This is a genomic window from Mesorhizobium sp. P2_C5_2, assembly GCF_056404535.1.
On record NZ_JBFUDV010000002.1, the window covers coordinates 35582 to 48288 of the forward strand.

Below are 12707 nucleotides of genomic sequence, written 5' to 3' on the forward strand. Positions count from 1 at the left end.
TATTTTGTCGGCGCGTCGCAGCCCTTGCGCCGCCTGCTTTTGCGGCCTCCGGATGGACTTCCATGCAAACCGGATAAAAAATGCAACCGGATTGTCGGATTCGAAATCCCGCCAACGTCCTTCGGACGCAAGCGGCGCAACGGAGCTAGCGCGCCGCATCGAACCGATTTCGGGAGAAGACCATGAACAATTCCTACCGTTGGGTCATCGTCGCGGCTGGCGCGTTGATGACCTGTGTGGCGCTCGGCGCGATGTTTTCGCTGGCGATCTTTCTCGAGCCGATGGCGCTCGACACCAACTGGTCGCGCACCGGCATTTCCAGCGCCATGACCCTGAACTTTCTGGTGATGGGCGCCGGCGGTTTCGCCTGGGGCGCCATCTATGACCGCGTCGGCGCCCGGCCCGTCGTCCTTGCCGGCGCGGTGCTGCTTGGCCTGTCGCTGGTGGTTGCAAGCCGTGCCCAATCGCTGCTGGTCTTCCAGCTGAGCTATGGCGTCATCGTCGGTCTCGCGGCCAGCGCCTTCTTCGCGCCGATGATCGCGCTCACCACCGCCTGGTTCGACACCCATCGCAGCCTTGCCGTGTCGCTGGTCTCGGCCGGCATGGGCGTGGCGCCAATGACCATCTCGCCTTTCGCGCGCTGGCTGATCACGGCCTATGACTGGCGTACGGCGATGTTCGACATCGGCGTGATGGCCTGGGTGCTGTTGCTGCCCGCCGTCTTCCTGGTACGCCAGCCGTCGGCGGCGGTCGCGGCATCGGATGGCAGCGCGCCCGCACCTACCGCCGATCCCGGAATGAGCGTTGGCCAGGCGCTGCGCTCGCCGCAATTCCTGGTGCTGGGGATGACCTTCTTCGCCTGCTGCGCGGCGCATTCCGGGCCGATCTTCCACATGGTGAGCTACGCCATGTCGTGCGGCGTGGCGCCGATGGCGGCGGTGTCGATCTACAGCGTCGAAGGCCTGGCCGGCCTTGGCGGGCGCGTGCTCTACGGCGTGCTCGGCGACAGGCTGGGCGCCAAGCCGGTGCTGATCGTCGGCCTCGCCATCCAGGCGGTGGTGATCGCCGCCTATCTCGCCGTCGGCAATCTCGAGCAGTTTTATCTGCTGGCCATCATCTTTGGCGCCACCTATGGCGGCGTCATGCCGCTCTACGCCGTGCTGGCGCGCGACTATTTCGGACCGCGCATCATCGGCACGGTGCTTGGCGCCGCCACGCTGCTGTCCAGCCTCGGCATGTCGTTCGGGCCGCTCGCCGGCGGCATGATCTTCGACGCCTATGCCAGCTATTCATGGCTGTTCATCGGCTCGGCGCTGATTGGCCTGGGTGCTGCCGGCATCGCTATCGCCTTCCCGCCGCAGCCAGGTCGGGAGCAGCTACAAGCGGCCTGAAATCCCTGGTTCCTGCCCTGGCGACGCGGAAATCTGTTTGCCCCATGCATGCGATTGTGAAAGGCTTCTGGCCGAAGATATCGCACGCCGGCCTGCCGGCGTGCGATCCTAGCCAAGTCCGTTCACGGAGGCAGTTGCGATGGGCCTGGAAGCCGAAGACGCCAGAGGCTGGTCGACCCTGTTGGGCGCGGCGGAGAAAGGCGACATCGAGACCCTCCGCACCGAGTTGGCGGCAGGGGCTGACATCAACCAGACGGATGAGGGCGGCTGGTCGGCGTTGCATCTGGCGGCCCACAACGCCCGCGGCCCGGTGCTCGAAGCGCTGATTTCGCATCCGCAGATCGACGTGAATTCCAGGAACAAGTGGAAGAGCACGCCGCTCAGCCTCGCCGCGGCCAAGGGACACCACGCCGCCGTAACGGCGCTGGTCAAGCATCCTGGCATCGATATCGACGCGCGCGCCGACTACTATGGCCGGACGGCGCTGATCGAGGCGGCAAGGACCGGGCATCTGGATATTGTCAAGCTGCTCGTCGAACACGGCGCCGACGTCAATGCGGCTGACAAGACCGGCCGCAACAGTGCGCTCATCGAGGCGATCAAGGGGCGGCACTATGACGTGGCGCAATATCTGCTGGAAACGAGGAAGGTGAACTTCCTCAACAAGGACATGCGGCTCAATGCCTTGATCTGGGCCGGCAGCACCCGCAATGCCGAGCTTATCGAGAAGCTGGAAGCCGCGATCCACGCTTTCTTCGAAGGCAAGTAAGCGCGTCAGATCGCTCCGGCACATTTCTCCCAGCGCGACAGATCACGGCCTAGGTCGGCGACAAAGCGATCCCTTCGACAGCCAGGATGCGTGTCCTGGCGCTGCGAAAGCGGATCTCCTTCAAACGCTCGTATTCCGGCGAGTCATACCAGGCCGAAAGCGATGCCATGTCGGGAAATTCGATGATGACGAGGCGGTGCGGATGCCAGTCGCCTTCGAACACCTTGGTCGCGCCGCCGCGCGCGAGATAGCGGCCGCCATAGCGCTCCTCGGTGGCCGGAACCTCACGCCTGTATTGATCGAATACGGCCGCGTCGGTGATATCGACATCGGCGATAAGATAGGCCGCCATCCCGTGTGTCCTCCCTGTTGCCAATCGTCCCTTCTCAAATTGCCTTGCACATCATCAGCAACGCATCGGCGCCCGCCGAAGTCGTCAAAATCCGCTGATGCGGCAATCATATTAGTATCAAATCATATTAAGCAAATCCGAGGAGACAGCTTGGTGACCAAGCTATCAGACGCCGCCGGCCTCCACCGTCCTTGCGACCACCCAGCGGTGCTTGCCGATCTTGCGGGCGCGCTGAAAACCTTGGCGTTCAAACATCGCCAGCGTGCCATTGTGCAGGAAGGCGCCGGCGACCGAGCGCCCCTCTGCGTCCTCGGGATAGCTTTCCACAGTGCCGCCGCCGAGCCGGGCGATCTCGGCGAGCGCGCCGGCAAGTGCTGCCGCCGCCACGCCTTTGCCGCGATAGGCCTTGTCGGAGAAAAAGCAGGTGATGCGCCAGTCCGGTAGGCTCGTCAGCCCTTCCTCATAGGCGCGCCGGTGCTTTATGCGCGGCAGCTCCTGCGTCGGGCCGAACTGGCACCAGCCGATGCAGGCCGCGCCGTCGAAAACGAGGGCCGCATGTGCATGGCCCTCGCCGACCCGGGCCTCCTTCTCGGCGCGGTTCCCGACAGCGCCGACGCCTTTGGCGTGGAAGGCCATGCACCAGCAGCCGCCCCAGACGCCATTGTGCCGCTCGACCAGCGTGGCGAACTGCGGCCAGGTGCTTTCGTCGAGGGGTTTTGCGCTGAAGCTCATCGTGACCTCGTGAGCGATGAAGAATAACCGATCTGGAAAAACTTTGAAGCAAGGCGTCGGAAGCTGCGATCTCTTCCTGCCGGAACAACGGCTGCAGCCGACTTGGTTGTACAGGTTTCTCCCCATCCAGGACATCCGGCGAGGTCAGGACAATTCGATTCAAATGCGGCTGTGGATGTTTGCTTTCGGGTAAAGCGAGTCGCACATGTTCGGCGCACGGCGGGCAATAAGGAGAAGCTAATGAAAAGCGACTTTGCCGCCGCCCGGCTGCATCTGGAGCGGGCCTGCCACTATCTGCGCGGTGACGACGAAACGAGCAGCGAGGCCCTTGCGGCGCTCGACCTGTTGATCGAGGCGATCGTTGCGGCCCAGTACACACGGCCGGCGGCGGAGGTGGTGGATTTTCCACGGTCGGCAAGGCTGCGGTAGTCCCACCAAGAGGCCGCTTCGGGTAGGAGCGGCCTCGGCATGCCATCGGCTGACGAGCCGGCAATCGCCTGTCTTTGATCGCGTTCGACGGGACAAGGTTCGGGCTCGCCGTTAGCACGTTGATAAGCATTTGGTAATAAAAGACAGACAATGAAATACAGGCTCGATCCAGCGTATAGGATGCCGGTATCCTCGGCGGATTCGTGTCATGCGCATTAGAAGCCAGATCATCCTCAGCATGGTGAGCGCCGCGGCCTTGATCGGGCTGGTTGGCGGCGTTGCCATTTTTACGCAGAAAGCAGCGACCAACTCGCTGGGATTGACCGAAGCGACCAACGTCGCGCGCGAACTGGCCGACACCATCGTCTTCAAATCATCCGACGGTTCGCCTTCGCTGCTCGAGCGGCCTGACGCGCTGCGCGAATTCCTGGAGTTGCAGCACCATCGCTCGCTCAGGGATTTCCTGGTCGTCGACCGCAACAAGGTCCTCCTCGCCCATGCCGCCGACGAGGAACACACGATCGGCGAGAAGTTCGATCACGACCCCAATAACGAAGTCGGCCAGACCCTGGCGGACGGCGTCCCGCGCAAGTTTTCCGATGCCCATGAGGCAAACGAGATACTTGCCGTTCCGATACAGAATGCCGAGGGTGCGATCGCCGGCGCCGTGCTGCTGGAATACGATCCCCTGCTGCGCGCCGCCGAACAGCGCACCAACGACATGCTCTGGCTGGTTGGCCTCAGCGCGGCGGCCGCAATGCTGGTAGCGACGGCATTCGCATGGCTGCTGCTCAACCGTTTCGGCGCCGGCCTTTCCGACATGATGCGAGGCATGCAATCGCTGGCAAAAGGCGATGCCATGACGCGCATAGATCACACCCGCAAGGACGAGTTCGGGCAATTGGCGCACGGCTTCAACATGATGGCCGACCAGCTTGCCTCCGCAAAAGCTCACACCGAGGACATCGTCGAGACGGCGGCCGAAGGTATTGCCGTGCTGGACGCCGATGGCCGCGTCGCCAGCGTCAATCCCGCGGCGGCGGCGATGATCGGACGGCGCGCCGACAAGATCGTCGGGCAGGACTGGGCCTCGGTGATGACAATGCGTGATCCCAGAGGCGGTGAGTTCGCCGGCGGCGCGTCGCCTGTCGAGCAGGCCTTGACCACCGGCCGCCAGCACCAAAGCGAAGTGCGCCTGGCCAAGTCGGATGGCTCGCATGTGCCGGTGATCGCGAGCTGCAGTCCGCTCAGCAGGTCCGACGGCGGTCTCGTGCTGACGCTGAGCGACATCAGCGAGCTGCGCCGCGCCGAGGGGGTGGTCAACGAGCGTGCCGATCAGCTTGCGGTACTCAACCGCGAGCTGCACGAAAAGTCGGAGACCACAACCCGTCTGGTCAAGCTCGGGGAGCTGCTGCAGGCCTGCGTGACTTTCCCCGAAGCGTTTTCAGTGGTCGGCACCGCCATGGCCGAGTTCCTTGGTGGCTTGAGTGGAACCGTCCACCTGACCAGCGCCTCGCGCAACCTGGTCGAGGAAATGGCGCATTGGGGCGATATTCGGTCGAGCGTCGGGCAATTTGCGCCGGAAGACTGCTGGGCCCTGAGACGCGGCCAGGAGCATGTCGCCGGCCCTGGCATGCTGACGCCGCGCTGCGCCCATATCACCGAGAACGGCAAGAAGGGCTATGTCTGCATGCCGCTGGCAGCGCAAGGCGAGACGCTGGGTATCCTGCATCTGTGCGAACCGAATGCGGCCGAGAGACCGCAATGGCTGGCTGAGCGGCAACAGATCCTGCGCGGCGTCGTCGACACGCTGGCATTGGCGCTGGCCAATCTGCGCCTGCGCGAAACACTCAGGCAGCAATCGATCCGCGATCCGAACACCGGCCTGTTCAACCGGCGCTATCTCGAGGAAACGAGCAGCCGCGAACTGCGTCGGATGGAACGCTCGGCCCAGCCGCTGACGATCCTCATGCTCGACGTCGATCACTTCAAGCAGTTCAACGACACGTTCGGGCACGAAGCAGGCGACCTCGTCTTGAAGCAGGTCGCCGCGACATTGATCGAGCACGCCAGGGACAGCGATGTCGTGTCGCGCTACGGCGGCGAGGAATTCGCCATCGTCATGCCGGGATGCTCGCTCGAGGAAGGTGCCGAGCGGGCCGAAGCTCTGCGCCACGCTATCAGGCAGCTTCATCTGACGCATCGCGGCCGCACACTGGGCACGGTGACGGTCTCGTTCGGGGTCGCCGCCTACCCCGAGCAGGGCGCGGGCTGGGCTGAAATCACCAATGCCGCCGATCATGCGCTCTACGAAGCCAAGGGCGAAGGACGCGACCGCGTCGTCGTCGCCAAGAGCGGCGCGCCCGGCGAACGGCCCGCGATCCAGCTGGTATCGGCCGCGAAAGCGAGTGTAGACATCAAGGGCTAGGCTTTCGCCCGATCAGCTATGTGCTTAGCGGAAAGCATGTGAGATGGTGATGTACGCATAACCTCACTGGAGGCCGATGCACTCGCGCCTGTGTCGGCGCGGTCATGGTCGGTGCGAGCGTTGCCACACTGATTGCTGAACCGGTGCGATCCGCATGACGCAACTCACATCCACCCTCACCTGTCCGCATTGCGGGCATCAGGCCAGCGAGACGATGCCGGTCGATGCTTGCCAGTTCTTTTACGAATGCAGAGGCTGCGGGACGTTGCTCCGGCCGAAGGCGGGATACTGTTGCGTTTTCTGCTCGTACGGAGATGTGCAGTGTCCGCCGGTCCAGGAGGCGCGTGCCGGAAGACCGCCGGCGTCGTGCGGCGGCAAGGATTGTCAGGGTTGACGAGTTCGCGCCAAGCGAAGCCGAGCGGCCGTGATGTCGCAGCAGCTGGCGATCACGGGCTTGGGACTTGCAAAAGCCGCGCTTTGCGGTCAGCCTAAAGGGATGGTGGCCCGGCTTTCGCCAAAACATCTGCTCGTCATGCTGCTCGCGGTCTTTCTGACCGCCGGGTTCAGCCTGTCCGCCGCTCAAGCCAGCGCCATGTCCGCAACGATGACAATGACAGCCGACGACAGCATGGCGATGCCCGCCGGTGCAGGCATGGGCAAGATGGCCGATGTCGGCATGAAGGGCGACTGCAAGGCCTGCCTCAAGGATGCCGGTGACAATGGCAATCCGATGCACTGTTCGCCGACCTGCATTGCGCCCGTGCTTGCGGTGCTGCCGCAGGGTCTTGCGATGACGACAGCTCCCCGCTCGCAGCAGCCGTCATCGCTGCCCACACCGTTCCCGTACGGGCGAAGTTCCCTGCCTGACCCGTACCCTCCCAGACCCAGCGCCTGACGCCGTTTCAGCCGCCGCACGGCTGATTCCCGGCGCCTGATCGCCTGCGTCGCGCATCGCCGCGCCGCGGGCGCACGCGGCAATCCAGTTCGATGTCGGCATGCCCGCCATCGATCGAGATGGCAAAGGGTTGAAGGGTGAATCACGATTTCCATTACATTCTGTCGCGCCGCGGGTTTCTCGCGGCAGTGGCGGGCGCTGCCGTGTCCGCTTCGCTGCGTCCCGCGCGCGCCTCGGCCGTGGACCAACGCCAGATCAAGGTTGCGCCGGGCCAGGCGCCGTTGAACGGCGTCGACGGCCAATCTACCGCTGTCTGGACCTACAACGGCACCGTCCCCGGGCCGGCGCTGCGGCTGCGGCAGGGCGAGCCCGTCCGCATCACCATCGAGAACGGGTTGGATGAGGACACAACGGTCCACTGGCACGGCATCCGCTTGCCTAACGCCATGGACGGCGTACCCGGCCTGACCCAATCGCCCATCAAGCCGGAAACGAGCTTCATCTACGAGTTCACGCCGCCAGACGCGGGCACCTTCTGGTACCACCCTCACGCCGACAGCCTGGTGCAACTCGGCCGCGGTCTTGCCGGCCCGCTCATCGTCGAGGAGGCCGAGCCCGTCGCCGTCGACCGCGACCTGCTCTGGCTGCTGCAAGATTGGCGACTCGCCGCCGACGGCCAGATCGCCGGCGGCTTCGGCAGCGCCATGGATGCGTCGATGTCCGGCCGCGTCGGCAACCTCATCACCATCAACGGCACCGCGCCGGGCGATCAGAATGTGAGGGCGGGCGAGCGCGTCAGGCTGCGGCTCGCCAATGCCTCGCTGGCCCGCATGATGGGGCTTCGCTTCGAAGGCCACCGCCCGGTCGTCGTCGCGGTCGACGGCCAGCCCTGCGACCCGCATGAGCCGGAGGACGGCCGCCTGGTGCTGGCGCCGGCCATGCGCATCGACATCGTGCTCGACATGCTGGGTGACCCCGGCAGCAGCCACGCGGTCATAGACGACTTCTATGACGGCCTTGCTTATACGCTGACCAATCTCGCCTATGACAAAGCGGCGCCGTTGCGCGCCCATCCTCTCGACGCGCCTGTCGGCCTGCCGCGCAATCCGCTACCCGCGCCGGACCTCGCGAACGCCGTGCACCAGGAGATCATGCTGCAGGGCGGCATGATGGGCGGCGGCAAGCTGAAGGGCGTCGGCGGCATGATGGGCATGGGAATGCCCGGCATGAACGGGGGGGCCGCCTGGGCGATCAACGGCATGTCGATGACCGGCGACGGCCACGCCGGCATGGCGCCGCAGTTCACGCTCGAACGGAGCGCCACCTGCCACCTCACGATCCGCAACGAGACCGCGTGGTGGCATCCCATGCACATCCACGGCTTCAGCATGCTGGTGCTGTCGCGCAACGGCGCGCCCGTGCCACACCGGCAATGGCAGGACACGGTGCTGCTCGCCCCCAAGGACACGATCGAATGCGCCTTCGTCGCCGACAATCCCGGCGACTGGATGCTGCACTGCCATGTCGCCGACCACCAGATGGCCGGCCTGATGACCGTATTCCGCGTCAAATGAAGTTGAACCGCTTACCCAAAGGAGACTGAAATGAAATTGATCTATCGCCTAGCCGCCCTCGCCGCCCTTGTCGCAACGCCCCTGCCCGCAGTCGCGGCGACGATCCAGGCGGTCATGTACAAGAATCCGCAATGCAGTTGCTGTGAATCCTACGCCAACTACCTGGAGCACAACGGATTCAAAGTGGACATCAAGCCGGTCAACAATCTGTCGCAGATCAGCAGCGATGCAGGTGTGCCCGCCGACCTTGAGGGCTGCCACACGCTGATGGTTGACGGCTACGTCGTCGATGGTTTGGTGCCGGTCGACATCGTCAAGAAGCTGTTGACCGAACGGCCCGCCATCACCGGCATCACGCTGGCCGGCATGCCGACAGGCGCCCCCGGCATGGGCGGCGAAAAGGATGGCACCTGGACGATCTACGCCTTCACCAAGGACGGCAAGGCGCCAACCGTCTACGCGACGGAGTGAGAGCCCGGTGGTCATAAGCAGAGTAACGATGGCGATATTCGGCGCGTTGCTCGCCGCGGCGCTGCCCGCTTCTGCGGCGGAGGCGCCGCAGAACTTTGCGGTTGTCGACACGCCCGCTGCAGTGCCTGAGATCGGCTTCACGGACGCCGCCGGCCAGCCGAGAACGCTGGCCGATTATTCCGGCAGGGTGGTGCTGCTCAACATCTGGGCGACATGGTGCGCGCCTTGCCGCAAGGAAATGCCGACGCTCGACGGGCTGCAGGCAAAACTCGGCGGACCGGGCTTCGAGGTCGTCGCGCTGTCGATGGACAGGAAGGGCCCCAACGCGGTCAAGAAATTCTTCACCGAGATCGGCATAGAGCACCTTGAAGTCAACATCGACACTTCGGCCAAGGCCATGTTCACGCTCGGCGCGGTGGGCCTGCCGATGACTTTGCTGATCGACCGTGACGGCAAGGAAATCGGCCGGCTGATCGGGCCGGCCGAATGGGATGCGCCCGATATGGTCGACTTCATCCGCGGCCGCATCGCCGCCAACCCGGAAAGGAAATGAGCGATGCACATCCAATCGAGTTGGAACGAATGGACGCGTGTGCTGCTGGTCGCGCTCGCGGCGCTGGTCGCCGGCTTCGCTCACGGCGCTCGGGCGCACTCGCTCGACGATGTCGACGCCATGCTGCAGAACGACGAGAAATATTTCCAGCCGATCGACAAGCCTGCGCCCGATTTCACGCTGCGTACCGCCGACGGTCGCACCGTGCGGCCGGCTGATCTCCTCGGCAATGTCGTCGTGCTTCATTTCATCTACACATCCTGCCCGGACGTGTGCCCGCTCCATACCGAGAAGATCGCCGAGATCCAGAAGATGGTGAATGGCACGCCGATGAAGGATCAGGTTACCTTCGTGACCATCACCACCGACCCTACAAAGGATACGCCAGATGTGCTCAATGCGTACGGACCGGCGCATGGGCTCGACCCGGCCAACTGGTTGTTCCTGACCACGACCCCCGATCAGCCGGAGGATGCGACTCGCAGGCTGGCGGAAGCCTTCGGTCACAAGTTCAGCCTGTCCGATGACGGCTACCAGATGCACGGCATCGTCACCCATGTGATCGACAAGGAAGGGCGCTGGCGGGCGAACTTCCACGGCCTGAACTTCGCGCCCGTCAATCTCGTTACCTTCGTCAACGCGCTGACCAACAATGTCGAGCGCCCGCACGCCGAGCCGGACGAAGGCTGGCTGGCGAAGTTGAGGGACCTGTTTTGAGGCGAGAGCACAGGGCAACTGCGAGAAAAGGAGAAAGGCACATGTTCACCAGGCCAAGACAGGCAAGACCTTCCCGTGGAGGCATGCTCTGCACGGTCCTTATTGCCGCGCTGACAGGTTGGCTCCTGCTCAATCCGGGTTTTCAAGGCATATCGGCGCGTGCGGCCGGCGAGATGTCCCAGGACCAGCTCGATCAGCGGATCCATGACTACATCCTGGCGCATCCTGAGGTTCTCATGCAGGCACTGCAAAGCCTGGACCAGCGTCAGCGTGAAGCGGAGGCGGCCCAGGCAAAGCAGGTGCTGGCGTCGCGCGCCGACGACATCTTCCGCGACAAGCAAAGCCCCGTCGGCGGCAACGCGCAGGGCGACGTCACCCTGGTCGAATTCTTCGACTACAATTGCCCCTATTGCCGGCAGATGGCGCCGATCATGGAACAGGCCGCAGCCGACGATCCGCAGCTCAAAATCGTCTACAAGGAATTTCCCATTCTGGGTCCGGATTCCCTGTTCGCGGCCAAGGCGGCGCTGGCGGCGCGACTTCAAGGCAAATATGGCGCTTTTCACAAGGCGCTAATCGGTGCGCGGACCAGGGTGACCGAGGCGGCCGTACTCAGGATCGCCGGCGAGGTCGGGCTCGACGTCGAGCGCATGAAGACCGACATGCAGCAGCCCGACATCCAAACATTGATCGACCGCAACACGGAGTTGGCCCAGGCGCTGAGGATCACCGGAACGCCGGGCTTCGTCGTCGGCGATCAGATTTTTCCGGGTGCTACCGATCTTGAGACGATGAAGAAACTGATCCGGCAGGCAAGGAGCGGCAAATGACGGCGAACCCAAACCGACGAACGGTCGTTCTCGGCGCAATCGGCGCCGCCACGGCCCTTGGCCTATTCGAGGACGAGGCTATGGCTACGGACGACCTGGCGGCCCGTTTCAAGGATCTCAGCCAGAACGGCAACAGCACCTGTTCGGCCAAGTTTACAGAGTCGATCGCGACCCTGCCTGCGATGTCACGGATTACAGGCTCATGTTGCAGCCCGATGGAAATGAAACGATATGCCGACCAGGTGAACGGCCTGGCCAAATACCGCGACATCGCGATGATCCCGAGCGATCCCTATGACATTCCGGCGGGCATCGCACAGAAGATGATGCCTTACTACGACCTAAACCTCAGCGGCGACGAGCAGATGGCCTACGACTACGCAATGGCCAATTCAGAGGAGAAGGGCCCGTGCTGCTGTCCATGCTGGCGCTGGAAGGTGTATGGCGGACTGGCGAAATACCTGATCCACGAGCACGGCTTCACCGGCAAGCAGATCGTGGATGTGTGGGACCTTTCCGACGGCTGCGGCGGAGGGATGTAACTCGGAAGACCACCCCTAGCAGACGGAATTGGCGGCGATCTGAAAAGCGAGGCGGACCGCTGTCACGGTACTGGCTCGCGCTTCCGGAATCCTCTGCGGCCTATTTGCGTCTGTGCTAATATATTTTGATCACGCGAGGCGAATTGACTGGTTTCATTGCGATGACAGCGCAGCCGATGTACCGTCTCTCGCCGTCACGCGTGGCCATCAGGGCCATTGGAGCCGTGCCAGGCTCGCGAATGACGCTCGGCAATTCGGAAATCGCCTTCCTCGAAATATCCGGCCTTCAGCCATGCGGTCGACGGTCCGCTCCGGTAGCGGCTGTCGGCGCGCTTCGAGATGATACCCTCAAGCCCGATCTTGTCGATGGCGCGGAGGATCGCCAGTGCATCGCCGTCGAAATGCTCGCTGTATCGGATCTTGCCGGCGCCAGGCTCGACCAGTTGCCACAGCGCCTGCTTGCGCTGCAACAGGGGCAAGGGAGCAAGATTGCGGCCATCGAGATGGAGGATGTCGAACGCCACGAACACCAGCCGGCTCGGCTCATTCCAGATCGCGGTTTCCAGCGCAGGGCAATCGGGGGCGCCCTGCTCGCCGGCTACAATGACCTCGCCGTCGAGAATGGCAGCCCTGCATGGCAGCTCGACTGCCAGCGCGATGGGCCAGTATTTTGTCGTCCAGTCATGGCCGTTCTTGCTGAAAAGACGCACGCCGCCTTGATCGATGATGAGCTGCGTCCGATAGCCGTCGAACTTGACCTCGTGAACCCATCCCTCATCTTCAGGCGGTTGCTCGACCAGAGTCGGAACCTGCGGCGGAATGAACTCCAGCCGGCCGCCGCTGACCTTGCTACGCTTACTCAATGACGGACACCTTTGACCGCGTAGCGGGAGGCGTTGCCGGCACAGGCAGCGACACCCCAGCTTTCTGGACGCCTGCCGCCTGTGCCGAGCCCCCGCCAGACCCATTGCGAACATCTACGGACGAAGCCGGAATGTCGTTAGCTTCGCATCCAGATACTTAT

General features: G+C 63.6%; 15 protein-coding genes. 12 read left to right on the top strand and 3 right to left on the bottom strand.

The window, feature by feature from the left end; translation table 11 throughout:
• The first annotated feature begins 182 nt into the window (after window positions 1–182).
• Both AC1D1B_RS07010 and AC1D1B_RS07015 read left to right on the top strand, forming a co-directional pair.
• Window positions 183–1391 (top strand): MFS transporter, encoded by a 1209-nt coding sequence (locus tag AC1D1B_RS07010; protein ID WP_477330628.1) that lies wholly within the window; start codon window positions 183–185, stop codon window positions 1389–1391.
• A 139-nt stretch (window positions 1392–1530) separates the two neighbouring features.
• Complete coding sequence (locus AC1D1B_RS07015) at window positions 1531–2160, top strand: ankyrin repeat domain-containing protein (RefSeq protein ID WP_477330630.1); 630 nt, start codon at window positions 1531–1533, stop codon at window positions 2158–2160.
• Window positions 2161–2209: 49 nt separating this feature from the next.
• Here AC1D1B_RS07015 and AC1D1B_RS07020 read toward each other — a convergent pair whose 3' ends face one another.
• Window positions 2210–2512 (bottom strand): DUF1330 domain-containing protein, encoded by a 303-nt coding sequence (locus tag AC1D1B_RS07020; RefSeq protein ID WP_142868601.1) that lies wholly within the window; start codon window positions 2510–2512, stop codon window positions 2210–2212.
• 165 nt (window positions 2513–2677) lie between these two features.
• On the bottom strand, window positions 2678–3244 hold the full coding sequence (locus AC1D1B_RS07025; RefSeq protein WP_477330633.1) for a hypothetical protein: 567 nt from the start codon (window positions 3242–3244) through the stop codon (window positions 2678–2680).
• Between the two features lie 240 nt (window positions 3245–3484).
• On the opposite strand from AC1D1B_RS07025, the gene AC1D1B_RS07030 reads away from it, so the two are divergent.
• The 10 genes from AC1D1B_RS07030 (at window position 3485) to AC1D1B_RS07075 (ending at window position 11683) form a co-directional block, all read left to right on the top strand.
• A complete protein-coding gene (locus tag AC1D1B_RS07030) occupies window positions 3485–3673 on the top strand; it encodes a hypothetical protein (protein ID WP_477330635.1) in 189 nt (62 codons plus the stop codon).
• Between the two features lie 208 nt (window positions 3674–3881).
• On the top strand, window positions 3882–6101 hold the full coding sequence (locus AC1D1B_RS07035; RefSeq protein ID WP_477330637.1) for a sensor domain-containing diguanylate cyclase: 2220 nt from the start codon (window positions 3882–3884) through the stop codon (window positions 6099–6101).
• Window positions 6102–6255: 154 nt separating this feature from the next.
• Window positions 6256–6495: a GDCCVxC domain-containing (seleno)protein gene (locus AC1D1B_RS07040; RefSeq protein WP_477330639.1), complete on the top strand. Its 240-nt coding sequence runs from the start codon at window positions 6256–6258 to the stop codon at window positions 6493–6495.
• Window positions 6496–6528: 33 nt separating this feature from the next.
• Window positions 6529–6996, top strand: coding sequence for a hypothetical protein (locus AC1D1B_RS07045; RefSeq protein WP_477330641.1), 468 nt, complete (start codon window positions 6529–6531; stop codon window positions 6994–6996).
• Window positions 6997–7133: 137 nt separating this feature from the next.
• Window positions 7134–8570 (top strand): multicopper oxidase family protein, encoded by a 1437-nt coding sequence (locus AC1D1B_RS07050; RefSeq protein WP_477330642.1) that lies wholly within the window; start codon window positions 7134–7136, stop codon window positions 8568–8570.
• 30 nt (window positions 8571–8600) lie between these two features.
• The gene (locus AC1D1B_RS07055; RefSeq protein WP_477330644.1) at window positions 8601–9041 is read left to right on the top strand and encodes a DUF411 domain-containing protein; all 441 of its coding nucleotides are present in this window, start codon (window positions 8601–8603) and stop codon (window positions 9039–9041) included.
• Between the two features lie 28 nt (window positions 9042–9069).
• The gene (locus tag AC1D1B_RS07060; RefSeq protein WP_477330646.1) at window positions 9070–9594 is read left to right on the top strand and encodes a TlpA family protein disulfide reductase; all 525 of its coding nucleotides are present in this window, start codon (window positions 9070–9072) and stop codon (window positions 9592–9594) included.
• 3 nt (window positions 9595–9597) lie between these two features.
• Entirely contained in the window at window positions 9598–10311 is a 714-nt protein-coding gene (locus AC1D1B_RS07065; RefSeq protein WP_477330647.1) for an SCO family protein, read from the top strand.
• An 83-nt stretch (window positions 10312–10394) separates the two neighbouring features.
• Complete coding sequence (locus tag AC1D1B_RS07070; protein WP_477330649.1) at window positions 10395–11141, top strand: DsbA family protein; 747 nt, start codon at window positions 10395–10397, stop codon at window positions 11139–11141.
• Complete coding sequence (locus AC1D1B_RS07075; RefSeq protein ID WP_477267757.1) at window positions 11138–11683, top strand: hypothetical protein; 546 nt, start codon at window positions 11138–11140, stop codon at window positions 11681–11683. Before AC1D1B_RS07070 ends, AC1D1B_RS07075 begins: the two co-directional genes overlap by 4 nt.
• Before the next feature lie 194 nt (window positions 11684–11877).
• On the opposite strand, the gene AC1D1B_RS07080 is transcribed toward AC1D1B_RS07075, so the two are convergent.
• A complete protein-coding gene (locus tag AC1D1B_RS07080; protein ID WP_477330651.1) occupies window positions 11878–12546 on the bottom strand; it encodes an ATP-dependent DNA ligase in 669 nt (222 codons plus the stop codon).
• Window positions 12547–12707 lie beyond the last annotated feature (161 nt).

Excerpts from the sequence above, each read along its gene's own strand:
- AC1D1B_RS07010 (WP_477330628.1), top strand. The coding sequence starts at position 183 with ATGAACAATTCCTACCGTTGGGTCATCGTCGCGGCTGGCGCGTTGATG.
- AC1D1B_RS07015 (WP_477330630.1), top strand. The coding sequence starts at position 1,531 with ATGGGCCTGGAAGCCGAAGACGCCAGAGGCTGGTCGACCCTGTTGGGC.
- AC1D1B_RS07020 (WP_142868601.1), bottom strand. The coding sequence starts at position 2,512 with ATGGCGGCCTATCTTATCGCCGATGTCGATATCACCGACGCGGCCGTA.
- AC1D1B_RS07025 (WP_477330633.1), bottom strand. The coding sequence starts at position 3,244 with ATGAGCTTCAGCGCAAAACCCCTCGACGAAAGCACCTGGCCGCAGTTC.
- AC1D1B_RS07030 (WP_477330635.1), top strand. The coding sequence starts at position 3,485 with ATGAAAAGCGACTTTGCCGCCGCCCGGCTGCATCTGGAGCGGGCCTGC.
- AC1D1B_RS07035 (WP_477330637.1), top strand. The coding sequence starts at position 3,882 with ATGCGCATTAGAAGCCAGATCATCCTCAGCATGGTGAGCGCCGCGGCC.
- AC1D1B_RS07040 (WP_477330639.1), top strand. The coding sequence starts at position 6,256 with ATGACGCAACTCACATCCACCCTCACCTGTCCGCATTGCGGGCATCAG.
- AC1D1B_RS07045 (WP_477330641.1), top strand. The coding sequence starts at position 6,529 with ATGTCGCAGCAGCTGGCGATCACGGGCTTGGGACTTGCAAAAGCCGCG.
- AC1D1B_RS07055 (WP_477330644.1), top strand. The coding sequence starts at position 8,601 with ATGAAATTGATCTATCGCCTAGCCGCCCTCGCCGCCCTTGTCGCAACG.
- AC1D1B_RS07060 (WP_477330646.1), top strand. The coding sequence starts at position 9,070 with ATGGCGATATTCGGCGCGTTGCTCGCCGCGGCGCTGCCCGCTTCTGCG.
- AC1D1B_RS07065 (WP_477330647.1), top strand. The coding sequence starts at position 9,598 with ATGCACATCCAATCGAGTTGGAACGAATGGACGCGTGTGCTGCTGGTC.
- AC1D1B_RS07070 (WP_477330649.1), top strand. The coding sequence starts at position 10,395 with ATGCTCTGCACGGTCCTTATTGCCGCGCTGACAGGTTGGCTCCTGCTC.
- AC1D1B_RS07075 (WP_477267757.1), top strand. The coding sequence starts at position 11,138 with ATGACGGCGAACCCAAACCGACGAACGGTCGTTCTCGGCGCAATCGGC.